The sequence below is a fragment of the Rhizobium sp. M10 genome (assembly GCF_002531955.1).
In the GTDB taxonomy this organism is placed as follows: domain Bacteria; phylum Pseudomonadota; class Alphaproteobacteria; order Rhizobiales; family Rhizobiaceae; genus Rhizobium; species Rhizobium etli_C.
Genome location: NZ_NWTA01000025.1, coordinates 19,838 through 41,508, shown reverse-complemented (window position 1 = coordinate 41,508; position 21,671 = coordinate 19,838). Strand labels below are relative to the sequence as shown.

Annotated in this window: 18 protein-coding genes and 1 pseudogene; 13 read left to right on the top strand and 6 right to left on the bottom strand. The window is 61.5% G+C overall.

Annotation, left to right across the window (positions count from 1 at the left end; translation table 11 throughout):
- Nucleotides 1–120: 120 nt before the first annotated feature.
- The gene (gene yghX, locus CO671_RS27875; RefSeq protein ID WP_097608656.1) at nt 121–1,008 is read right to left on the bottom strand and encodes a YghX family hydrolase; all 888 of its coding nucleotides are present in this window, start codon (nt 1,006–1,008) and stop codon (nt 121–123) included.
- Between the two features lie 332 nt (nt 1,009–1,340).
- Between yghX and CO671_RS27870 the strand changes: the two genes are divergently transcribed.
- The 6 genes from CO671_RS27870 (at nt 1,341) to CO671_RS27845 (ending at nt 11,203) form a co-directional block, all read left to right on the top strand.
- Nucleotides 1,341–2,498, top strand: coding sequence for a Gfo/Idh/MocA family oxidoreductase (locus CO671_RS27870; protein WP_097608692.1), 1,158 nt, complete (start codon nt 1,341–1,343; stop codon nt 2,496–2,498).
- 13 nt (nt 2,499–2,511) lie between these two features.
- A complete protein-coding gene (locus CO671_RS27865) occupies nt 2,512–3,396 on the top strand; it encodes a sugar ABC transporter permease (protein ID WP_097608655.1) in 885 nt (294 codons plus the stop codon).
- Nucleotides 3,393–4,250 (top strand): carbohydrate ABC transporter permease, encoded by an 858-nt coding sequence (locus CO671_RS27860; protein WP_004672438.1) that lies wholly within the window; start codon nt 3,393–3,395, stop codon nt 4,248–4,250. Before CO671_RS27865 ends, CO671_RS27860 begins: the two co-directional genes overlap by 4 nt.
- Nucleotides 4,251–4,322: 72 nt before the next feature.
- On the top strand, nt 4,323–5,528 hold the full coding sequence (locus tag CO671_RS27855; protein WP_097608654.1) for an extracellular solute-binding protein: 1,206 nt from the start codon (nt 4,323–4,325) through the stop codon (nt 5,526–5,528).
- 84 nt (nt 5,529–5,612) lie between these two features.
- Entirely contained in the window at nt 5,613–6,746 is a 1,134-nt protein-coding gene (ugpC, locus tag CO671_RS27850) for a sn-glycerol-3-phosphate ABC transporter ATP-binding protein UgpC (RefSeq protein ID WP_097608653.1), read from the top strand.
- A 326-nt stretch (nt 6,747–7,072) separates the two neighbouring features.
- Nucleotides 7,073–11,203 carry a hypothetical protein gene (locus tag CO671_RS27845; protein ID WP_097608652.1) on the top strand — a complete coding sequence of 1,377 codons (4,131 nt, stop codon included), beginning with the start codon at nt 7,073–7,075 and terminating at the stop codon, nt 11,201–11,203.
- Nucleotides 11,204–11,451: 248 nt separating this feature from the next.
- Here the strand turns inward: CO671_RS27845 and CO671_RS27840 are convergent.
- Nucleotides 11,452–11,768 (bottom strand): annotated as a pseudogene (locus tag CO671_RS27840) (D-TA family PLP-dependent enzyme); the annotation flags it as partial.
- Between the two features lie 13 nt (nt 11,769–11,781).
- Nucleotides 11,782–12,681 carry an AraC family transcriptional regulator gene (locus tag CO671_RS27835; protein ID WP_097608651.1) on the bottom strand — a complete coding sequence of 300 codons (900 nt, stop codon included), beginning with the start codon at nt 12,679–12,681 and terminating at the stop codon, nt 11,782–11,784.
- A 170-nt stretch (nt 12,682–12,851) separates the two neighbouring features.
- Between CO671_RS27835 and CO671_RS27830 the strand changes: the two genes are divergently transcribed.
- Genes CO671_RS27830 through CO671_RS27820 form a run of 3 tightly spaced genes read left to right on the top strand, consistent with a single transcriptional unit; the run spans nt 12,852 to nt 14,988 of the window.
- Entirely contained in the window at nt 12,852–13,607 is a 756-nt protein-coding gene (locus CO671_RS27830) for an SDR family oxidoreductase (protein WP_097608650.1), read from the top strand.
- Nucleotides 13,608–13,645: 38 nt separating this feature from the next.
- Entirely contained in the window at nt 13,646–14,320 is a 675-nt protein-coding gene (locus tag CO671_RS27825; protein ID WP_097608649.1) for a glutathione S-transferase family protein, read from the top strand.
- A gap of 53 nt (nt 14,321–14,373) precedes the next feature.
- Nucleotides 14,374–14,988, top strand: coding sequence for an isochorismatase family cysteine hydrolase (locus CO671_RS27820; protein WP_097608648.1), 615 nt, complete (start codon nt 14,374–14,376; stop codon nt 14,986–14,988).
- A 75-nt stretch (nt 14,989–15,063) separates the two neighbouring features.
- On the opposite strand, the gene CO671_RS27815 is transcribed toward CO671_RS27820, so the two are convergent.
- Genes CO671_RS27815 through CO671_RS27805 form a run of 3 tightly spaced genes read right to left on the bottom strand, consistent with a single transcriptional unit; the run spans nt 15,064 to nt 18,153 of the window.
- Nucleotides 15,064–16,164 carry a D-TA family PLP-dependent enzyme gene (locus CO671_RS27815; protein ID WP_097608647.1) on the bottom strand — a complete coding sequence of 367 codons (1,101 nt, stop codon included), beginning with the start codon at nt 16,162–16,164 and terminating at the stop codon, nt 15,064–15,066.
- A complete protein-coding gene (locus CO671_RS27810) occupies nt 16,165–17,640 on the bottom strand; it encodes a M81 family metallopeptidase (protein WP_097608646.1) in 1,476 nt (491 codons plus the stop codon). It abuts the gene before it with no gap.
- 30 nt (nt 17,641–17,670) lie between these two features.
- Nucleotides 17,671–18,153: a hypothetical protein gene (locus CO671_RS27805; protein ID WP_097608645.1), complete on the bottom strand. Its 483-nt coding sequence runs from the start codon at nt 18,151–18,153 to the stop codon at nt 17,671–17,673.
- Nucleotides 18,154–18,264: 111 nt separating this feature from the next.
- Here CO671_RS27805 and CO671_RS27800 point away from each other — a divergent pair, with 111 nt between their 5' ends.
- The 4 genes from CO671_RS27800 (at nt 18,265) to CO671_RS27785 (ending at nt 21,668) form a co-directional block, all read left to right on the top strand.
- Entirely contained in the window at nt 18,265–18,654 is a 390-nt protein-coding gene (locus CO671_RS27800; RefSeq protein WP_097608644.1) for a RidA family protein, read from the top strand.
- A 21-nt stretch (nt 18,655–18,675) separates the two neighbouring features.
- On the top strand, nt 18,676–19,539 hold the full coding sequence (locus CO671_RS27795) for a MurR/RpiR family transcriptional regulator (RefSeq protein WP_097608643.1): 864 nt from the start codon (nt 18,676–18,678) through the stop codon (nt 19,537–19,539).
- Nucleotides 19,540–19,564: 25 nt separating this feature from the next.
- Nucleotides 19,565–20,341: an SDR family oxidoreductase gene (locus CO671_RS27790; RefSeq protein ID WP_097608642.1), complete on the top strand. Its 777-nt coding sequence runs from the start codon at nt 19,565–19,567 to the stop codon at nt 20,339–20,341.
- 103 nt (nt 20,342–20,444) lie between these two features.
- Nucleotides 20,445–21,668 (top strand): MFS transporter, encoded by a 1,224-nt coding sequence (locus tag CO671_RS27785; RefSeq protein WP_097608691.1) that lies wholly within the window; start codon nt 20,445–20,447, stop codon nt 21,666–21,668.
- Nucleotides 21,669–21,671 lie beyond the last annotated feature (3 nt).

Below are 21,671 nucleotides of genomic sequence, written 5' to 3'. Positions count from 1 at the left end.
GAGTGGAAAACGTCGGCGGAATGATGGTCAGGGACGGCGCAAGGTCGAACGTTCGCAATAACCGGGCGCGACATTTGCCAATCGGCGGGGATCGCTCCCCGCCGACTGGTCACTGCATTCTCAAGCCAGGTATTTGGTAAACCAATCGACCGTCCGCTGCCAGGCGAGCTTGGCGGCGGCCTCGTCGTAGCGCGGCGTGGTATCATTGTGGAAGCCGTGATTGACGTCGGGGTAGATATAGGCCTCGTAGGTTTTGCCGGCGGATTTCAGCGCCGCTTCATAGGCCGGCCAGCCTTCGTTGATGCCCTTGTCCAGCCCGGCATAGTGGATCAGCAGCGGCGCCTTGATCTTCGGCACGTCTTCGGCGCGCGGCTGCCGGCCATAGAACGGCACGGCGGCGGCAAGCTCGGGATAGGCGACCGCCGCGGCGTTGGCGACGCCGCCGCCGTAGCAGAAGCCGGTGATGCCGACCTTGCCGGTGGTGAGATCATTCTTCATCAGGAACTCGACCGCCGCGAAGAAGTCGTTCATCAGCTTTTCCGGATCGACCTTCTGCTGGAGTTCGCGCCCCTTTTCGTCATTGCCGGGGTAGCCGCCGACCGAGGTGAGGCCGTCGGGCGCAAGCGCGATGAAGCCGGCTTTCGCCACGCGCCGCGCGACATCCTCGATATAGGGGTTGAGGCCTCTGTTCTCATGCACGACCACGACGGCGGCGACCTTGCCGGTGGCGTTTTTGGGACGGACGAGATAACCGCGGACATCGCCATTTCCCTTCGGCGAGGGATAGGTGATGTATTCGGCTGAGATATCGGGATCGGTCGCCTCGACCTGGGTCGCCAGCGCATAATCGGGGCTCAGCGACGCCAGGATCGCGGCCGCGGTCACGCCGCCGACAGCGAATTTGCCGGCCCGGTCGAGAAACTCGCGCTTGGTGATCCTCCCATGCGCGTAATAATCATAGAGTTCGAGCAGTTCCTGTGGGAAATCCTTGGCTGTCATGCGGGTCATGATGGCTCCTCCTGGCCTCGGGTTCTCGCAGCATCCTACACAGGTAAGCGCGCGGCTCTTTTCAACATTTCGCGAGATTCGCGTGAGCTTGCCGGCGCGATTGCCGCCAGTTGCAATGAAGCCTGGCGTCGAGGTCCGGGGCTTCAAAAATACGCCTGCTGTATCCGGCGCGCCCGCATCCGAGCCGATCGAAGCGCCTGATCGGCAGCCGCCTACCGACTTATGAAAATTAATTTCATGCTCGCGTCTTGCGGCCCGTTTTCTATTGACGCCTTCCGATTTTTGTCCCAACTTAAAGAAAATAAATTACTTAAATTGGGAACTTGATCGGCATGAAAGTGGGAATCATCGGGCTCGGATTCCGGCTCGGCTATCTCGGCTATGTCTTCAAAGCGATCGATAGCAGCTTCGACATCGTCGGCTATGTGGATCCCGATCCCGCCGGCCTTCCCGATTTGACGGAAAAGGGCATTTCCGCCGGCAAGGCCTATGCTTCGCCGGAAGAGCTTCTTGCCTCCGAGAAGCTCGATCTGCTGATGATCGGTTCTCCCAATCACATGCATCTCGGCCATATCAGGCTCGGGCTGCAGGCCGGCCTCAAGGTCTTCTGCGAAAAGCCGATCGTCACGACGATCGCCGAAAGCATCGAGCTTGCCCATCTGATGGCGAAGTTCGGCCATGAGCGGCTGATGGTCGGCCTGGTGCTGCGTTACTCCCCTCTTTACAAGGATCTGCGCGCCATCCAGGCCGAGGGCAAGCTCGGCCAGATCGTCTCGATCGAGGCGTCCGAACATATCGAGCCCTATCACGGCGCCTTCTTCATGCGCGACTGGCGCCGTTACGAACGTTACTCCGGCAGCTTCATGCTGGAGAAATGCTGCCACGACCTCGACCTTTATAACGGCGTCGTCGGCGCGCGGCCGGAGCGGGTCGCCAGTTTCGGCGGCCGCAAGAGCTTCATTCCGGCCAACGACCCGGCCCGCGAGGGCATCAACGACCTCGAGCTTTTCCACCGCAAGCCGAGCGGCTGGATGGGATCGGACAAGGTCTTCGACAGCGATGCCGACATCATCGATTACCAGGTGGCGATCGTCGAATATGAGAATGGCGTCGGCATGAACTTCCACACCAATCTGAACGTGCCCGACCAGTTCCGCCGCTTCGCCATCATGGGCTCGCGCGGCATGGCCGAAGGCGATTTCGTCCGCGGCTATCTCGACGTGCACGAGCAGCTGACCGGCAAGAAGGTGGTGGAAAACAAATATGCCGCCACGGAACTCTCCCAGCATTACGGCGCCGATGAGCAGATGGCGAGCGACCTCTTGGAAAGCGTGCGCACCGGGCTCGAACTGCCCGTCTCCACGCTGAATGCGCTCGAGGCCGGCATCCTGGCGCTGGCGATGGACGAAGCGAGGATGAAGAAAACCGTCGTCGACCTGCGTCCCATCTGGGACCGCTTCGACGAGGCCCTTCACGCAAGAGCGGCTTGAGGACGGCGGCAAGATGAGTGTTCAAAGAAGCGCCTTCATCTTTGCCTGGATCCTTCTTCTTCCGGCTGTTCTCTATGTCCTCGCCATCGTCGCCTATCCCCTGGTCGATACCTTCATTCTTTCGTTCACCGACGCGTCGCTGAAGAAGACGACCAATTGGGTCGGCTGGGTCAATTACGAGAAGATCTTCAACGCCACCTTTGCCGAGGTCATCTTCCGCACCTTCGTCTGGACCTTCTTCTCGGTTGCCCTGAAAATGGTGATCGGCACCTTCGGCGCCTGCATGCTGAATGCCGCCGTGCCCGGCCGCTCGCTGTTCCGGCTTTTGACCATGCCGCCATGGATCGTGCCGATGGCGATCGGCATCTTCATGTGGGGCTGGATGTATAACGGCCAGTTCGGGATGATATCCGGCCTGTTGCAGCGTTTCGGCCTGGTGGACGGCCCGGTCGCCTTCCTCGCCTATGGCAGCACCGCCTTCTGGGCGACCATCGTCACCGACGTCTGGATCGGCGTGCCGCTGGTGACGATCTATTTCCTGGCGGCGATCCAGTCGATCCCGAAGGACCTCTACGAGGCCGCCTGGACCGACGGCGCCGGCCGCTGGTACCGCTTCCGCCGCATCACCCTGCCGCTGATGGTGCCTGCCATCATCACCATGTCGATGCTGTCCTTGATCGCCACCTTCAACTCGTTCGACATCATCTGGATCCTGACGCAGGGCGGCCCGAGCGGCGAGACGACGACGATGATCATCGATACCTACCAGACGGCGATCGGCTCGAAGAAATACGGTGAGGGTGCAGCGCGCGCCGTCTTGATCTGCATTTTCCTGTCGCTCTTCTGCTTCGCCTATTTCCGCGTCACCCGCCGCCTCAACCCGGAGAAGCGCGCATGAGCAGTGCTGCCATGATCGACCGTTACCGCTGGTGGGAGATCATCCTGATCTATTGCGGCATCGCGGTGTTTTTATTCTTCGTCCTGGCGCCCTTCGTGGAGGGCTTCCTGGTGTCGCTGAAGCCGCTCGCCCAGCTCTTCTCCTCGCCCTATCGTTTCTGGCCGGAGAACGGCTCGTTCGAAGCCTACCGGACGATGTGGATCAGCGTGCCGGGTTTCGGGCGCTATATCTTCAATTCCTTCTTCATCTCGATCATCGTCACGCTGATCGTGCTCTGCCTCGTCATTCCGGCGGCTTATGCCTTCGCCAAGTTCGAATTCAAGGGCATGGGCATCCTGCTCGGCGCCTTCCTGACGGTGAACATGTTCTCCGGCGCCGTGCTTCTGATCCCGCTCTTCCGGCTGATGCGCAGCATGGGCGTGCTCAACACCTATCTCGCCATGATCGTGCCGGGGGTCGCCTTCCTCATCCCGTCGGCGATCTGGCTGCTGCGCACCTATATGATCCGCATTCCCCAGGAGCTCAACGAAGCCGCCTTCATGGATGGCGCCAGCCACTTCTACACCCTGCGCCGCGTCATCCTGCCCATTGCGATGCCGGGAATCATCGTCGTCGCCATCACCACCTTCATCGGCGCCTACGCCCAGCAATTCATCTTCGCGCTGACCTTCAACTCGAAGAGCGAATACATGCCCTTGCCGGTGGGGCTCTTTGCCTACTTCGGCAAGCAGGAGGTCATCTGGAACGAACTGATGGCGGCTTCCTTCGTCGGCATTGCGCCGGCGATGGTCGTCATCTTCTTCCTTCAGCGTTACCTCGTCGGCGGTCTGACCGCCGGTGCGGTGAAACAATAAAAGCAAAAAACCAGTGAACAGCTAACCAAGAATGGGAGTTACGACGTGAGCATTACAATCAAGACAGGCCTTATGGCGCTCGCCTTGCTCGGTTCGACGGCACTGACCGCAGTCACTGCCCAGGCGGCCGACAAGGAAATCAGCTGGATCTATTGCGGCGACACGATCGACCCGGTCCACACCAAATATATCAAGCAGTGGGAAGAAAAGAACGCCGGCTGGAAGGTCACCCCTGAAGTCGTCGGCTGGGCGCAGTGCCAGGACAAGGCAACGACGCTTGCCGCCGCCGGCACGCCGGTTGCCATGGCCTATGTCGGCTCGCGCACGCTGAAGGAATTCGCGCAGAACGACCTCATCGTCAAGGTGCCGATGACGGATGAGGAAAAGAAGGCTTACTATCCCCACATCGTCGACACGGTGACCTTCGAGGGCACGCAGTGGGGCGTTCCGATCGCCTTCTCCACCAAGGCGCTTTATTGGAACAAGGACCTCTTCAAGCAGGCCGGCCTTGATCCCGAGAAGCCGCCGAAGACCTGGGCCGAAGAAATCGAGATGGCAAAGACCATCAAGGAAAAGACCGGCATTCCGGGCTTCGGTCTCTCGGCCAAGACCTTCGACAACACCATGCACCAGTTCATGCATTGGGTTTACACCAACAACGGCGCGGTAACGGATGCGGACGGCAAGGTCACCCTCGACAGCCCGCAGATTCTCGCTGCGCTGAAGGCTTACAAGGATATCGTCCCCTACTCCGAGGAAGGCCCGACGGCCTATGAGCAGAACGAAGTCCGCGCCATCTTCCTCGACGGCAAGGTCGCCATGATCCAGGCCGGATCGGGCGCTGCCTCCCGCCTGAAGGAGACGAAGATCAGCTGGGGCATCACGACGCTGCCGCTCGGTCCCGACGCCAAAGGCCCCGGCACGCTGCTGATCACCGACAGCCTGGCGATCTTCAAGGGTTCGGGCGTCGAGGACAAGGCGACCGAATTCGCCAAGTTCATCACCTCGCCGGACGTGCAGCCGGAATATGAGCTGCAGGGCGGCGCCGGCCTCACCCCGCTGCGTCCTTCCGCAAAGGTCGACGAATTCGTCGCCAAGGACCCCTCCTGGAAGCCGCTCATCGAGGGCATCAGCTATGGTGGTCCCGAGCCGCTCTTCACCGACTATAAGGGCTTCCAGAACTCGATGATCGAGATGATCCAGTCGGTGGTGACGGGCAAGGCCGAACCGGAAGCGGCGCTGAAGAAGGCTGCCGGCGAAATCGAAGCCTTCAAGTAAGCACTCTCCCTGGGGTCGCGGCACAGGCCGCGGCCCCTCCCCTCTATCGAATGTGCGACGAAGGCCGCCGGCGGAGACAGATTTTTGGGACAGCTCCTTCTCAACAAAGTTCAGAAATTCTACGGCGACTACGAGGTCCTGAAGGGCGTGCAGCTCGAGGTGCGGAACGGCGAATTCGTCGTTTTCGTCGGGCCGTCGGGCTGCGGCAAGTCCACGCTCTTGCGGATGATCGCCGGCCTCGACGCGACGACGGCGGGCGACATCGTCATCAACGGCGTCAGGGTCAATGACCTGCCGCCGGTCAAGCGCGGCATCGCCATGGTCTTCCAGTCCTACGCGCTCTATCCGCACATGACTGTATTCGAGAACATCGCCTTCCCGCTGCGCGTCGAGAAGATGGAAGAGGCAAAGCTCAAGGCCAAGGTGGAAAACGCCGCGCGCATCCTGCATCTCGACCAGCGGCTGCAGCAGAAGCCCGGCATGCTCTCCGGCGGCCAGCGCCAGCGCGTCGCGATCGGCCGCGCCATTGTGCGCGAACCGAAGATCTTCCTGTTCGATGAGCCGCTCTCCAACCTCGACGCGGCGCTGCGCGCCGATATGCGCATCGAGCTTGCCAAGCTGCACCGGCAGCTGAAGGCGACGATGATCTATGTGACGCACGACCAGGTCGAAGCCATGACCATGGCCGACCGCATCGTCGTGCTCGATGCCGGCAATATCTCGCAGACCGGCGCGCCGCTCGAGCTTTACCACAAGCCCGCCAACCAGTTCGTCGCCGGCTTCATCGGCAACCCGAAAATGAATTTTCTCCCCGTCACCTGCAAGGGCGTCAGCGCCGCCGGCGTCGAAGTTGATTATCTCGGCCAGTCCGCTGTCCTGCCGGTGACGCCGCGCGACGGCATGGCCGGCAAGACGCTGACCCTCGGCATCCGCCCGGAGCACATCCAGCTCAACGGCGGCGACATCGTCTTTACCGTGACGCCCACCGTCATCGAACGCCTCGGCGCCAATACCGTCGCCTATGCCTCGCTCAACGGCGAGTCCGAGAATTTCTGCGCCATGCTCCCCGGCAGCGTCGGCATCCGCGCCGATGCGCCGGTTGCGACCGGCATCAACGCCGCCGACTGTCATCTCTTCGACGAGGCGGGCATTGCGTTTGAGCGGCGGGTGGAACTGACGGAAATCGATATGAACGTGATCAATCCGACGGCGGCTTGAAGCGGCTATTTCAGCGGCTAGTTCTGCCAGGGGGCGGAGCTCGAAATGGAAGCAATTACGAGTGCCCGCCGACAGCAGTTCAAGTGTGCTTTTTACTCCCCAAAAGTCGTTTGACAATCTCCTGCCGATGATAAAGCCCGGGCCTAAAGCGGACACTGTCCTGCATGTGCTAGCAGGTCCAAGGGGAGAGCAAAAGCCTGACGGGCTCGTGATCACCCGCTCGCAGGTAGACTAACGTGCCAATCTGCGTTCACACTCGGGGTTCTCCTTTGATAAGTACGCCAGCAGTAGTTGAACACCGCTCGGGACCTTGGTAGCGTTAGCTCGTGAAAGATTTATACATTTCAAGAGAACTGGTTGTAGGCGAGGGAAGCTATAGTGAGGAGGAGCTACTCCGCACTGGTTCGCTATTTCTCGTTCTGGCCGAACCCGGTGCAGGCAAGACGGAGCTTCTGTCAAGGCTCGGCAAGCTTCTGAATGTCACCCCTACTCGGGCGGGCGTTTTTCGAAACAAGGTCCTTGGTGCTCAGCCCAGCGCGTTGGTCATCGACGCAATGGATGAGGTTGCCCGCATCGACCCGTTGGGCATCGAAGACATCATTCTGAAAGCTAGTGAAGCGGGCAGTGGGACGGTCATTTTCGCGGGCCGTTCCAGCGAGTGGGACAGTGCCGAGACCGAGCACGTGAAAGATTATTTCGGGGCCGAGCCTATCGTCGTCAAGCTCAAGGCATTCACCACGTCCGAGCAGCGTCAACTTTTCACCGCTAAATTTTCCGGGGAAAGCTTCGATGCTTTCGCAGCTGAATGCGCGCGTTTCGAACTTGGTCCGCTCCTGGGAAACCCTCAGTTTTTGCTGCTCTTCGGTGAAGCCTACATCGAGAGTGGGCGGCGGTTCGTCTCCAAGAAAAAAATTTATCTCGACGCCGTTCGCCGCCTCGCCCATGAAGCAAATCCGCGGGTGAAACGTCCGAACCGCCCGTCTGACGGCGAAATCGTTGAGATGGCCTGCGAGGTCTCTGCCAAGCTGATGCTATCCGGCGTCGCCGGAGTCAACTCCAGCGAAAGCCTCACATCGAACGACTTTCCCTACTTGCGGTCACTCGTCGCCGAAAGCCCTCAAGACGCGCACTTTCTCGCTGATACGCGGCTTTTGAAGCCTTCCTTCGAACCAGGGCAGCATGAGCCCATACACCGCATAGTCGCAGAGTATTGTGCCGCGAGATATCTAATCGGAAGAATCGACGATCCGGCCGACCGCCTGTCGCTTGCTCGAATTCTAGCGATTATTGCACCGAAGGGGGCAGTTCGAACAGAGTTAAGGGGCATGCTCGGATGGATGGCGGCACTCGCGCAAGGTGCGACGCAGCGCCAGCTGATTGAACTTGACCCCTACGCCGTCGTAGCGAACGGCGATCCGTCAGAGCTCGCGACATATTCCAAGAAGGCTCTCCTCCGGACGCTAAGCCTGCTCGCGGAAAACAACCCCCTTTTTCGCCGAAGTGACGCTTGGCGACAATTCAATGTGGGCACATTCTTCGCCGCAGACATTCGAGATGATGTTGCGGCCCTAATGAGCCCCGCGATGGTCGACAGTCCGCTTCGGGACCTAGTACTGGAACTGCTGTCTTCTTCCCAGGCCGCGAGCCAATTCGAACCGGAGTTGCGGGAGCTTGCACTGAATGCCGCCTCCAGGCGTGATGTTCGCAAGGCTGCATTATCTTTGCTGCTCGAAAGCACGGGCTATGACCCCCGCCCTGATGTCCCTGCGCTCCTATTGGAGCACTCTCGTGTTTCGCTTGAGCTAGCTGCAACGGCAATACGCTTGTTTGGATCGCAGAATTTTGACAGTGCGTTGGTGGTTGAGCTGCTTCGCAAGCTGGCTGACTTATACCCGAAGAACAATGATGGGAGGGAGCGGAACCGGGAGTCCCGCTACTACGTCAAAATGATGGTCAATTCTTTCGATCAGGAAAATACAGTTGTAGCCTTGGGCCAACTCACGAATGGGCTGACCTGCATTTGCAACACAAAATACGAGTTTCAGTGCACGTGCCGACCTGGGATCAGCAAAATAGTTGGCCTGCTTCTCGATCATCATTTGCCGGAGGCGCGCGATCTCGATCCTGCGCGAGTTTGGGGGTGGACAAAGGCCCTCGTTTACCGCAACCACCGATCCGGCGATGACAGCCCAGCTGTAAAGCTCCTCAACGATAGCGTGGTCCTGCGCCAGGCGGTACAGCGACTGGCAATCGCAGACCTAACTGGTGAGCAGGCGCGAGAGGCGGTAAGGCGGCTTTTTCATTCAAGCATACACTCCGGGATCCGGTTTCATGCGCCCGACATCGCGGCGCTGGCGCAGCACGCATTTGAGCAAGGCCTGGTTGACGCCTGGTCCGCCCTCTGGGTGCGACACGATATTTATAACGAACAAAGCCGGGCAAACCCCCAACGAACGCTGATGAGGGCACACGCAAATAAAGACCTACGCTTTATGCAGATATGGGCCAAGCTCGACAGGTCGGCGAAGCGAGACAGTGAAGAACGGCGTTTTATGGTTCGCTCTCGCCGTCGGCGCTTCGAGAGCCGCGAAGCTGAGACCATCGAAGGCAATCGAGCCCATCTGATAGCAAACCGCGCCACAATCGAGGCTGGGGAGCATTGGGGTTGGCTGTGGGAGTTTGCAAACAATTATCTCTTTGAGCCAGATAAGCTAAGCAACCCGGACTATGCGCAGACTCCTGTGCGGGCTTTGCGGAATTGCATTCCCTTTCTGTCGTCCCAGCATATCCCGACGCTGGAGGAACTTGCGCGTGGGGAGTGGAACCACGTTGCCGAAGTGTTTTTTGCCCACTGCCTAATACGCTTCAGAAGTAACGAGTCCTTCGACGATCTCGATCCTAGGATTCTCCGGGCCGCGATTACGGAAACCGGCCCTTATCCGGCAATGGAGAATGAAGAAGAATTAAACGCAATCGAAGCGGCGATGCACCGGCTGGTTTTCGCAGAATCAGGATCAGTGAAAGCGTTTGCGCAGGCTTTTATCGAGCCGCCTTTGGCATCCGGCGAAGCAAACTCTACGAAAGTCGAGTGGCTAGACCGTAAGCCCATCTTCCGAGAGTTGCGCGCGACACTGCCGCTAGAATGGTTGCAGCGATATCCTAACATGCCCGTTGCAGCTCAAAAAACTCTCTTTGCGATGGCTGCCATGCATGGCGAAAGGAAGCAGCTTGCTGACCTAATCGACGCTCGGTTTGATCAGCCTATTCCCGATTTTGAGGCGGGTAGCCCGGAACGTCAAACCGCCGAAAACTGCCATCGCTTTTGGGCACTTAATGCCTTCTTCTTCACGACGGCGCGCAGCGATGAAGCTATGGCCGAGTTGCGGCGGGACCCAACCTCAATAATTTCCGTCGCGGATCGCGCCGGGCGGTTTGGTCGGCACGAAAGTGATTTTGTTCCCCCACTCTCCGCTGAAGCGATCTTTAAGGTATTGGACGCGTATGTTGACGCTTGGCCCAAAGTCCATTTGCCCAGCAGTTATGGGAGTGGCGATCCCATTAACGAAGCGGCGTACCGTTTCCTGCGCGACGTAGTCTGGCGTATTGCGAGCGATCTACCTGCACGTAAGCTTCCGGTCCTTGACAGACTTATAGAAGATATTCGCTTTTCAGATTTTCGTCCGGTTTTGCTGACCCTTCGCGCCGATGCGCTTCGCGAAGGAGCCCTGCAGGATTTCCGCGCCCCTTCGGTTGAGGATGTCTCTCAGCTTTTGGACAGGAACGCCGTGGCGAGCGTCGAAGATTTGCGCGCGCTCATGGTCGAAGAACTGGATGGCGTTCAGGCTGACTTGAGAGGGCTTGATACCGACCCGCTGGATACGTTCTACCACGGAGGAAAACACGTAGACGAGAACACGGCGCGCAATCGCGTCGTCGATATGGTTAGATCCCGTCTGAAGGCTCTCGGGATGCCGGTGGTGATTGAACACCATATGGCTCGGGGTAACAGGTCCGATTTCACGGCAACCGCCTCAGTGTCGGGGATGAATCTCCTCCTCGTTGTGGAGGCCAAAGGGCAATGGCATTCGGAGCTTTTTACTGCGGCTTCCGCGCAACTCAACGACCGCTATGCCATTCATCCCGATGCCTCAGGCCAAGGCATCTATCTCGTCTTCTGGTTCGGAAATGGAGAAACGGTCGCCGGAAAGGTGGACGAGACTATTACCAGCGCCTCGGACCTGCGTCGAGCAATTCTCAAGCAAATGCCGGAGGAACTCAAGAAGTCGATCGATGTTGTCGTCCTTGATGTGTTTCGCCCGGCGCTCACATCAAAGATGCCTAAATCTGGCGCAGCTAGGAAGCCTGGAAAGAAATCGACCGTCAAAGGCGCTGATAGCACCACGCCCGTCGGGCGCGCAGCCAGAACAAAGAAGTCGGGCAGCGAATTGTCCGGCTGAAAGCATGTCCACGACAACTCAAGGGACCGTCACCCGCCATCTGACACCCAAGAGCAGTCAGTCCGGTGTCGGCGCTTAAACGCCACCCGTCGAAGCTGAGCTGATGTCCGCAACTGGCGCAACGAAGTCATCCGCCGCGCACGCGTCTTGCAATCCCAGCTACTGTACCTGTTAATACCGAGATCGCGAGCAAACCACCGATCACTGCAGCCTCCGACGGTGAGAGCCATCTCGCCCTACCCGCCCTACTAGACAAGACCGCGGGCCGCGACTTCCTCAATACGGGTCACCACGCCGCCGCGATGAAACACCATCGTATCGAACAGGTTGGATACCACGCAGGTGTGGTTCGGGATAATGAAGAGCTTCTCGCCGATCTGCGGCCGGGGGCCGGTGCAGGTTGAGAGATCGATCACGCCATGTTCTTCCGAGAGGCTGGTGATCCGCGCCTGGGGTTAGCCGACGATCAGGCCGTAATCACTGAAGCCCTGGAGGTCCGAGGTCAGCGTCTTCGAGCCGGCGTCGATGACGGCGCGGTCGGCGAGTTTGGCGGCGAAATGACGGTGCAAGATGGCCGATTACGCCGCTGCCGGGCTGCCGATCGTCTGCCTGAGCTGGCGTATGTCGCGCACCGGGGGTGCGCCGAATTGCCGGAGATATTCGCGACTGAATTGTGAGGCGCTTTCGTAGCCGACTGCGAAGGCGACGTCTGAAGCGGTTCGGTCACCGGAGAGCAGCAGTTGTCGCGCCTCCTGCAATCGTAGCTGCTTCTGATACTGGATCGGGCTTAGCCCGGTCAGTGCCACGAAGTGGCGGTGCAGGCTGGCGCGGCTCATGCCGCTTGCGTCGCACAGGGCCTCGATCCGCAGCCGCCCGTTCTGGTGATCGCGAATCCATTCGACCGCACGCCGGATCCGGCCGAGCGCTCCCTCGGGTTGGGCGATATGGCGCAGCAGGCGTCCCTGCGGGCCTTGCAGGAGACGATAAAGCAATTCGCGTTCCGCCATCGGCGCCAGAACCGGAATGTCGGCCGGGGTGTCGAGCAACGCCAGCAGACGCAGCAGCGTGTCGCGCAGCGGCGGGGTCATCGGATTGATTGCGATGCCCACGCCAGGCGCATCGGCGTCGCGCACCGGCGGCATGGTGGACGCGACCTCGGCCAGCAATGCGGGGTCGAGGACGAGCGACACCGCGACATAGGGCCGGCCGCCATCGGCATCGTGGATCTGGCCGCTCAGCGGCAGATCCAGCGCGCTGACGAGATATTGCGCAGAGTCGTAGCGCAACAGCGTGTCGTGGATCACCACATCCTTCGATCCCTGCAGGATGAAGCAGATCATTGAGCGGTACAGGCAAGGCGCGGTGCCTGATGTCGCTTGCCCGACGCCGATCTCCAGTCGCTGGATCGGCGTAACGGTCATCCCCGATCGCGCGTGGCGCAGGGCAAGGTCGATATGCGGCTGGAGATGCTCGGTCATCAGCCTTCTATGGCATTATTTTCAGGACAAGCAAAGAGCTTGAGACAATCAGGCAAGAGATTGAGAGCATTGGGCGGGCGGGCGCGGTGCGCTCTGCTTATCTGGTTGGCATCGGAACGACGCCGCAGCGGTGCGGCCTTCCGGAAAAACCATTTCACGAAGGACAGATCATGACCAAGCAGATTGCACTCATCACCGGCGCCAGCCGCGGCCTCGGCCGCAGCATGGCGCTGCATCTTGCCAAGCGCGGCGTCGTCATCATCGGCACCTATCGCAGCGCCGCCGCGGAGGCCGATACGCTGCGCCAGGAGATCGAGGCGCTGGGCGGCAAGGCCGCAATGATCGCGCTCGACGTCAGCAATTCGGCGAGCTTCCCGGCATTTGCCGAGACGGTGGCCGAGACGCTGACCCGGTTCGGCCGCCAGCAGTTCGATTTCCTGGTCAACAATGCCGGCCACGGCCTGTATGCGCTGCTGACCGATACGACCGAGGAGCAGTTCGATTCGCTGATTGACACGCATCTGCGCGGCCCGGTCTTCCTGACGCAGAAGCTGCTGCCGCTGATCGCCGATGGCGGGCGCATCCTGAACGTCTCGTCGGGCTTCGTGCGCGTCACCATGGCGGGCTACGGCCTCTATGCGGCGGCGAAGGCGGCCATCCAGACGCTGACCAAGTTCATGGCGGTCGAGCTGGGCGCGCGGCAGATCCGCGTGAACACGATCGCGCCGGGCGCCATCGCGACCGACTTCGGCGGCGGCGTGGTCCGCGACGATGCGAACGTCAACGCTTATGTCGCCGGGACCATCGCGCTCGGCCGTGTCGGCGAGCCCGACGACATCGGCGGCGCGGTCGCGGCCATCCTGTCCGACGACATGGGCTGGGCGAACGGCACGACCTTCGACATCTCGGGCGGTCAGGCGATCTGACCGTCCATCCGGAATTGCCGTCACACCGAGAGGCCATCATGCCCGACCCCAGCCTGACACTCATCAGCCATCCGCTCTGCCCGTTCGTTCAACGCGCCGCGATCGTCCTTCTCGAGAAGAACGTGCCGTTCGAGCGGATCAACGTCGACCTCTCGGCCAAGCCCGACTGGTTCCTGGCGCTGTCGCCGACCGGCAAGGTGCCGCTGCTCAAGGTGCACCAGACCGACGAGGAGGACGCCATCCTCTTCGAAAGCATGGTGATCTGCGAGTATCTGGAGGAAACGCAAGGCGGCGCGGCGATGTATCCCGACGATGCGCTGCTGCGCGCCCGGCAGCGCGCGTGGATCGAATTCGCCACGCAGACCCTCGCCGATGGCTGGCAGTTTCTCAACGCCACCGATCCGGCGACCGCGGACGCCAAACGAACCGCGTTCCGCGACCGGCTCCGGAAGCTGGAGGCCGAGCTCGGGTCGGGGCCGTATTTCGCCGGCGCCGCCTTCGGCATGGTCGATGCGGTCTACGCCCCGCTCTTCCGCTATTTCACGATCATCGATCCCGCCGTGTCGCAGGCGATCTTCGAAGGCTTCCCGCGTGTCTCGGCATGGCGGGCGGCACTGGCGGCGCGCGCCAGCGTCAGGAATGCGGTGGTCGGGGACTATGCCGACCGCTTCCGCGCGCATCTGCGCCAGCATCAGGCTCTCCTCGCGGCCTGACGCCGGCCGCAGGGGCGAGCGCCCGAACATCATCCAAACAAAGGAACAACATCATGACCGACCACGCATCCCACGAAGCCGGCGCCAGGAGCGCGCTGATCCTCATCGAATATCAGAACGACTGGCTGGCCCCCACCGGCGGCATCAACGGCCAGTTCCAGGACCGCGAGCAGATCGACACCGCGATTGCCAATTCGAAGAAGGTCCTCGAAGAAGCCCGGCGCCGCAACATCGAGGTCATCCATGTCAGGATGGTGCTCGAACCAAACTACCGGGTGCTGGGCGAAGGGAAGTACGGGCTGCGCAAGATGGTGCGCGACTATGGCTCGTTCCTCGGCGAGCAGACCGATTTCTTCCCGGGGTTCGAGCCTCGCGACGGCGAATATGTCATCAGCGAGCGTACCGGCGGCAGCAGCGCCTTTGCCGCCACCACGCTCGACAGCTATCTGCGCAACAACCGGATCTTCGACATCTACGTCATGGGCTTCGCCCTGCGCCAGTGCGTCGAGTCGACCGTGCGCAACGCCCACGACCTCGGCTATCACACCAACGTCATCTACGATGCGTCGGCGGCCTTCACCAGGGAACAGCAGACCTCGTTCCTCAGCGACATCGCACCTTTCTACGCAAATGCGATCACGACGCAGGCATTCATGACGCAAGCTTAAGCCGTTGCGATGCCGAGCTCCACCGATGTGGCGCTCGGCATCGTTATTCCGCCCAGCGTGCGACCGGAGCCGCCCCTACCAGACGAGGCCGCGGGCGGCGACGTCCTCGACGCGGGTGACGATGCCGCCCCGATGAAACACCATCGTGTCGAACAGGTTGGAGACCACGCAGGTGTGGTTCGGGATGATGAAGAGCTTTTCGCCGATCTGCGGCCGAGGGCCGGTGCAGGTTGAGAGATCGATGACGCCGTGTTCTTCCGAGAGGCTGGTGATCCGCGCCTGGGGATAGCCGACGATCAGGCCGTAATCGCTGAAACCCTGCAGGTCCGAGGTCAGCGCCTTCGAGCCGGCATCGATGACGGCGCGGTCGGCGGTCGGGCGGGAGACGACGGTTGCGAGCACGTGCATGGCGCAGTCGTCCTCGCTGCAATGGCCCATGCGCACCATCTGGCGGTCGTTGTAGATATAGGTGCCGGCTCGGTGTTCGGTGGCGGAGGGAACGAGATGCGCCTCGAACAGGCTCGGCGTTCCGCCATTGCTGACGATCGGGCAGGCGATGCCGTCGGATTTCAGGCGGTCCAGCGTCTCGGCGATGAAGGTCTCGACGGCGGCGGCTGATTGCGGCTTCGGATAGGTGACGATGCCGCCGAAGGTGAGGCCGTCGGCGGCGGCAATGCGCCTGGCGAGCGAGGCCGCTTCCTCCGGCGTCTGCACGCCGCAGCGGCCGCCGCCGGTGTCGCATTCGACCAGCACGGTCAGCGGCTTGTGGCCGGAAAAATGCGCGGCGAGGCCGTCGACCGTCACCTCGCTGTCGGCGACGACCTTGAGGGCTGAAATGCGCGCGTTCAGCCGGGCGAGGCGCTCGAGCTTCTGCTGTCCCAGGATGTTGAAGGTGATGAGGATGTCGTTGAAGCCGGCTTCGGCGAAAACCTCGGCTTCCGTGACCTTCTGGCAATTGATGCCCTTGGCGCCGGCGGAGACCTGGGCGACGGCGAGCGCCGGGATCTTGTGGGTCTTGATATGCGGGCGGAAGTTCAGCCCGTGCTCATCCATATAGGATTGAACGCGGGCGATGTTGGCAGCCAGCCGGTCTTCGTCGATGACGGGGCGCGGCGTCGAGAGATCGGCGATCCGGTCTCCTGCCTTGGCGACGACGGCAAAGCTGCGATCAGGCATTCAGGCGGCTCCGCGTTCTCTTCCGTGTGGATCGGCCACGATCGGCCATATCGTCTTCGGCGCCCGCCGGTACGGCGTCGTCGCCGGATTATTGGGATAGGGCGTTCCGGCGGAGCAGTAAAGGATTTCCGCGGCGATCTTCGAAAAGGAGGCGAAGAAATGATTGGTGGATTTGATCACCAGGATCTTCTGCTTCTCGGGATCGATGCCCATCGCCGAAAACAGGCTCGGATCGAAGCTCTGGGCGCGCGTCGAATTGAGGATGATGTCGATGCCGTCGAGCACGATATGGGCGGCATCGCCGAAGGGCGCCAAGCTCTCGCCGAACTGCATCTCGGCATTTTTCACCAGCCTGACGACCTTGACCGTGCCGTCGATCGGATTGCCGGTGCCGGGCGCCGATTTGGCGCCGAAGCGCAGCGGGATTTCCGCCCCCTCGCCTGCCGCAAAGCAGATCTGCACCGCCATCGGATCCCAGATGGTGCCGACCGCGGCACTCTCGACGCCGCGGGCCATCAGCTCGGCGAGGATGACGGTCGCGTCACCCGCCGTGCCGCCGCCCGGATTGTCCCAGACATCGGCGATGACGACGGGCCATGCGGTGGCGGCGATGGCGCGCGAGACCGCTTGCCTCTCGTCGATTTGCGGCACCATGAAGGTGCCGCGCTTGGAAAACAGTTCGAGGCCGAGCTCGCGCGCCAAGGCGGCGCCCTTTTCCGGCTTGTTGTCGGTGACGACGAGCAGCTTCGTTCCCATTTCGGGAACGTCGCCGACCATGAAGCCGTGGATCACCGAGATCGACAGGATCTCGGGGTCGTCCTTTTCGATCCGCATGATCTTGTCGACGAAGGAGCGCATCGGGTCGCGCGAGGTCGGGAAGACGTCGATCATGCGGCAGTCGAAGACCGACATGCGGGGCTTGGCCCGGCCTTCAAGCGTGTCGATGGCGATGCGCCAGAGATCCTCGGCGCGGTCGACGAAGTCCGTGTGCGGAAATTCCTTGAAATAGACGGCGAAATCGAGCGCGGCGACGCGCTTGGCGGTCAGATGGCTGTGCGGATCGAGTTCGGCGCAGATCAGGACGTCGGGGCCGACGATCTCGCGCATGCGTGAGAGAAGATCACCTTCCGTATCCTCATAGCCGGCCGCCACCATGGCGCCGTGCAGGCCCATCACGACGGCATCAATCGGCATGGCCGCCCTCAGCTGGCCGAGGATTTCGTCGCGCAGTTCCTCATAGGTCGTCCGGTTGACGAGGCCCGCCGGATCGGCCCAGGTGGCGGTGCCCTCGATCAGCTCCCAGCCCTTTTCTCTCGTGACGCGCCTTCCGACGGTGATCGGCGCGGTGCAGAGCGTCGGTGTATCAGGATGCTGGCCGGGCGGGGCATAAAGCGAGGCTTCGAATGCGCGACGATCCACGCAGATCGGGGAGAAGGTGTTGGTCTCGGTCGCCAGTGCTGCCGTGAATATGCGCAAGAAAGTGGCCTTCGTGTTGTCGGCCCCGCGTCACCCCATCGGGTTCGGCAGGTAGCCGGTGAAACCTGAGATTTTCCAGCGTCCCTCGTGCAGCCTGCAATAATAGAGCGTCTGCCATTGCAGGACATCGCGGGTGCCGTCGGCCTTGGTAATGCCGCCGTCGAATTTCTTGCGGACCAGCGCTGTCTCGCCTTCGATCTCGATGTCTTCGAGCGTCGTCGTGGTGAAGATCGCCGTGCGCGGATCTTCGCCGAAGCTCTGCTCGGCGAAATCTCTCGCCTGCCTCAGCCACTCCTCGCGATAGGCGGCGAGCGAGGGGAAGGCGAGCCGCCAGTTGTCGGGGTTCAACTCCTTGCGGCCGTCGATGCCGATGAAGCCCTCTTCGACGAAATCATCCTCGACCATCGACCAGTCGGCGGCGAGAAAGGCATCGATATCGCGCGAAACGAGCATTTCCCAGATCGCCTGCCGGGCGCGGTCGGACGGGAAAGGGTTTTGAAAAGGATCGCGCATGTCTGCCCCGGATTGAAATTCTTTTCATAAATCGCGTTTTTCACTGGTCAAATTCTGCTTTCTATGGTCATTTGTCAACGTATTAAGAAAATAATTTGCAAGGACTTCAGCATGCCCATCAAGCGCTATGGCACGGTTCAAACGGGCGCCGGCGGCAAGACGTTGCCATTCGCGCGTGCGGTCGAAGCCGACGGATGGCTCTATGTTTCCGGCCAGGTTGCGATGGAAGACGGCGAAATCATCGACGGCAACATCATCGCCCAGACCCACAAAACGATCGCCAATGTGCTGGAGATTCTCGAGGAGGCCGGCTACGGCGTCGAGGATGTCGTGCGCGTCGGCGTCTGGCTCGACGATCCGCGCGACTTCTGGACCTTCAACAAGATCTATCAGGAGTATTTCGGCGCGCATCCGCCGGCACGCGCCTGTGTGCAATCGTCGATGATGGTCGATTGCAAGGTTGAGATCGACTGCGTGGCCTATAAGAAGAAGGACGCGTAGGAAAAATCGGTGGGAGTCGGTTTGGATATCTTTTCGACATTGCAGGAAGATAAGAGCCGGCTTTCTCCTTCGGAAAACCGCATCGCGGAGATCATCGTCAACGATTTCGAGTTTGCGGTGAATGCCTCGATCATCGAGCTCGCCGAGCGGGCCGAGGTCTCGCCGCCGACCGTCACCCGCTTCTGCCGGCGGCTCGGCTGCGAGAGTTTTTCCGATTTCAAGGTGCAGCTCGCCCGCACCGCCCATATCGGCGTGCGATATCTGAAGCCGGAATCGAAAAGCACCGAACCGGCCGATGTCGCCCAGGATATCATCACCAAGGCGCAGAACGCGCTGTTTCTCCTGCACCGCTCGCTCGATCTGGCGGCGATCGAAGCCGCCGTTTCGCATATCGCCAAGGCCGAGATGATCTATGCCTTCGGCTCGGGCGGCAATTCGTCGATGATCGCCGACGAGCTGCAGAACCGCCTCTTTCGCCTCGGCCTGCGCATCACCGCCAGTTCCGATCACAGCATGCAGCTGATGATGGCGGCCGCGGCCCGGCCGGGCGACGTGCTGATCGGCTCGTCCTTTTCCGGGCGCAATCTGGAGCTGGTGCGCGCCTTCGAGCTTGCCCGCGGCGCCAAGGTGAAGACGATCGCGCTGACCCAGACGGCAAGCCCGGTTGCCGAGGCGGCCGAAATCGTCGTGCCGATCGACCTTCCCGAAGGCAACAATATCTATCGCCCGACCTCGACGCGCATCGCCTATATCGCCACGGTCGATATTCTCTCGAGCCTGGTCGCCTATGCCGTTCAGCCGAAGGCGACGACCACGCTGCGGCGCATCAAGCAGCAGCTCGTCATCCACCGCGACGGTGACGACCGGCAATTGCTTGGAGACTGAAATCTATGAGCGGGAGTCTGGGAAAATGACCCAATCGGCAGCCATCGTCACCGGTGCGGCGGGCGATATAGGTGCTGCGATCGCCGCACGCCTTGCCGATGATCATGACGTCGTGCTGCTCGCCGATATCGATGCCGCGGCGGCGGCCGCCGTCGCTTCCAGGCTCGGGCCGGCCAGCCGTTTCGTCGCCGTCGGCTGCGATGTGACCAGCGAGACGAGCATATCGGAACTGGCAGGACGCGCCGCCGAGGCCGGGCTGGTGCGAACCCTCGTCAACAATGCCGGTGCGGCCCGCGCCACCAGCCTGCACGAGACGACGCCGGAGATCTGGCGGGCGGACAATGCGCTCAATCTCGAAGCCGCCTTCCTGTGCTTCCGCGCCTTCGAGCCGATGCTGAAGGCGTCCAACGGCTCTGTCGTCAATATCGCCTCGGTCAACGGCATGCAGGTTTTCGGGCACCCGGCCTATAGCGCCGCCAAGGCCGGCCTTCTGCATTTCACCCGGCTGGTCGCCGTGGAATACGGCAAGTTCGGCATCCGCTCGAATGCGGTCGCCCCCGGCACGGTGAAGACGCAGGCCTGGGAGGCGCGCGCCGCCGCCAATCCCAACGTGTTCGAGGAAGCGCGCCGCTGGTATCCGCTGCAGCGCGTCGTCGATCCCCGCGATGTCGCCAATGCCGTAGGCTTCCTGGCTGGCCCGCTCGCCGCTGCCATCACCGGAGTCTGCCTGCCCGTCGATTGCGGGCTGACGGCAGGCCAGGCCGAGCTGGCGCGGACCTTCTCGCAATCGGAGCATTATTGATATCGGGCGCTCCGATCTCTGAGCCGACTAGACAGCATAATTTGACCTTTTGGACTGCCCGCCGCGGCCGCGCCTGCCGATTTTCCTGACGATTGACGACCCGATGAGCCGCCTCTTTCCTGATGTCTTCCGCAATCCGGCGATCCGCGCCAGCATGATCGCCATTTTCACCTTCGGCATGGCGGGGGCGATGACCGCGCCCTATCGGTCGATCGTCGGCATTCGCGAACTGGGGTTGAGCGACGGGCTCTATTCCTTCCTCGCCTTCGCCTCGGCGGCGGTGAACGTGGTGATCAGCGTTCTGCTCGGCAATCTCGCCGACCGGCTCGGCGAATACCGTTCGGCGATGATCGGCGCCTGTCTCTTCGGCATCGTGGGCTACGGCATGATCTATGCCGTTCCGAGCGCGGCGATCTTTGCCGTCAGCGCGCTGCTGCCGATGCCGATCTACGGGGCGCTGAACTCGCTGCTGTTTGCCAATGCGCGCGCGGCAATGCAGGGCATGAGCCGCAACGACATGGTGACGGCCAATTCAGGCGTGCGGGCGATGATCTCGCTCTCCTGGGTGCTGATCCCCGGCATGACGGGCCTTGTGCTCTCCGGTGCATCGAGCATGCTGCCGGCCTATCTCTTTGCCGCCATCGCCTGCGTTCTATGCCTGGGCATCATCCTCTTCGCCCTGCCGAAGCGCGCGGCAGCGATGACGGCGGAGGTTCGCCGCCTCACCTATTTCGAAGCGCTCCGCCAGGTGGTTTCGCCGCGGATTTCGGCGCATATCGCAGGCGTGGCGCTGATCACCAGCACGCTGCATCTGAACGACGCCCTGCTGCCGCTGATCGCCACCGGCGCAGCCCATGGCCGGCTCAGCGACGTCGGCATTCTTGTCGGCATCGTCGCGCTTCTGGAGGTCGTCTTCATCATCGTCTGGTCGCGGATCGCCCGGAAGACCGGGCAGATGACGGCGCTTGCCGCCGGCACCGTCATCTATGCACTGTTCCTCGCCCTTCTCGGCTTTGCCTCCGCGCCGTGGCACCTCTATGCACTGACCCTGCTTGCCGGCATAGGTGCGGCGGCGATCATCAGCATTCCGATCACCTATCTGCAGGATCTCATCGCCGACCGGCCGGGGCTCGGCAGCGCGCTGATCTCCGTCAATATCTTTGCGAGTGCCGGCATCGGCGCTCTGGTCTTTGCCGCCGGCACATCGGTGGCGGGCTATTCGGGAACCGCCGTCGTCAGCGCCGTCACCGGCCTGTCGGGGATCACGATCCTCGGCCTCCTGCACCGACGCAAGGCCGTTGCGCCTGCCGACGCCGAGGTTCAATAGGCC